The following is a 1,797-nucleotide window of genomic DNA, read 5'->3' as shown; positions in this document are numbered from 1 at the left end:
CCCCCCGTTACCTAATGGGACCTGAAGCCGACGGATCGCTACCCGTTACCCGGTCCTGTGAGACCTCGAAAAAGAGCGCGGCCGCCGGCTTCACCTCGACGGTGATCAGCTGACGTCCGGTGAGCCAACATTCCAGGGCCTTGAGTCCCAGGCAGGGCTGGCTCCGGGCATCAGCCAACCGCCCCGAGGAACGCGACCGTGGGGGTGCCAGGCGCCGGGGTCACTCCTGGATGACACCCGAGGCCTGACCTCCAGAAAGAGATCGGAGGGCTCCGGCGTCCGGCACCTTCACGGCCGCTGCCGCGCGGATGATCGAATGTCCGTGGTCCGAGCCCGTCGCAGGGTGCACCTCTCACTTCACCGGGACGCCTCCGAGCTCCTGCATAGACCGAGGCCCCTGCGGTCAGCTGGGGTCACGAACGACTAATCGGATGACGGGCCCAGAGCCCTTCCATTAGGGAGTCGCGTGCCTCCGCGCAGGTCTTTGACCAGCGGATATGCACATCGGACGGAAGAGCAAGGGGGATGCCCGTGAAGGTGTTTTGCGGGATTGACTGGGCCAGCGACCACCACGACGTCGCCGTGGTCGACGGCGACGGCAAGCTCCTCGCGCGGGCCCGGATCGGAGATGACGCGGCTGGCCTGCAGCAGATGCTCGACCTCATGGCCGAGCACGGCGATAGCCCCACCGAGCGGATACCGGTGGCGATCGAGACCTCCCGCGGCCTGCTGGTCGCCGCTCTGCGCGCGACCGGCCGTCCCGTCTACGCCGTCAACCCGATGGCCGCCGCCCGCTACCGCGAGCGCCACAGCGTCTCGCGCAAGAAGTCCGACCACCTCGACGCGATGGTGCTGGCCAACATCCTGCGCACCGACGCCGACGCCCACCGCCAGTTGCCGGCCGACAGCGAGCTCGCCCAGGCCGTCGCCGTCCTGGCACGTGCCCAGCAGGACGCCGTCTGGGACCGCACCCAGGCCGGCAACAAGCTCCGCTCCCACCTGCGCGAGTACTTCCCCGGCTACCTCGCCGCCGTCCAACCGATCACCGGCGGTTTCAACGCGCCGGTGGCCCGCGCCCTGCTCGCCGCCGCACCCACCCCCGGCCAGGCCGCCCGCCTCACCCGCACCCAGCTCAAGGCCGCCCTCAAGCGCGCCGGCCGAAAGCGGCGCATCGACGCCGAGGTCGAGCGCCTCCACGCCGCCCTGCGCGTCCCGCAGATGCGCCAGCTCCCGCTGGTCGAGACCGCGATGGGCCGCCAGGCCCTGGCCCTGCTGGGCAAATTCGAGGCCGCCTGCAACGCCGCAGACGACCTCGCCGAAGCCTCCATCGAGCTTTTCGAGCAGCACCCCGACGCCGCGGTCATCACGAGCTTCCCCGGCCTCGGCGCGCTCAGCGGCGCCCGGGTCCTTGCCGAGATCGGCGACGACCGCACCCGCTTCGCCGGCGCCAAGGCCCTCAAGGCCTACGCCGGATCAGCGCCCGTCACCCGCGCCTCCGGCAAGAGCCACACAGTCATGGTCCGCCGGGTCAAGAACCAGCGGCTCGCCGCGGTCGGCTACGTCTGGGCCTTCGCCTCCCTCACCGCCTCGCCCGGCGCCAGGGCCCACTACGACCGCCGACGCAAGGCCGGCGACCGCCACAGCTCCGCCCAGAGAAACCTCTACAACCGGCTCCTCGGCTGCCTCCACCACTGCCTGGCCACCGGCACGCCCTACAACGAGACCACCGCCTTCCCGGCCCCGCCCAAGATCGAACTGGCCATCGCCGCTTGACCCGTTAACCCCATCGGATGTCTT

1 protein-coding gene is annotated in these 1,797 nt (G+C 70.6%); it reads left to right on the top strand.

What is annotated here, in order from left to right:
- Window positions 1-525: 525 nt before the first annotated feature.
- Entirely contained in the window at window positions 526-1,773 is a 1,248-nt protein-coding gene (locus tag ACIGXE_RS37675) for an IS110 family transposase (RefSeq protein ID WP_399754677.1), read from the top strand.
- Window positions 1,774-1,797 lie beyond the last annotated feature (24 nt).

It is taken from the genome of Streptomyces sp. NPDC053431, assembly GCF_044544925.1.
Classification (GTDB): Bacteria; Actinomycetota; Actinomycetes; order Streptomycetales; family Streptomycetaceae; genus Streptomyces.
The sequence above is the reverse complement of the archived record's forward strand: the minus strand, read 5'-3'. Positions and strand labels throughout refer to the sequence as shown.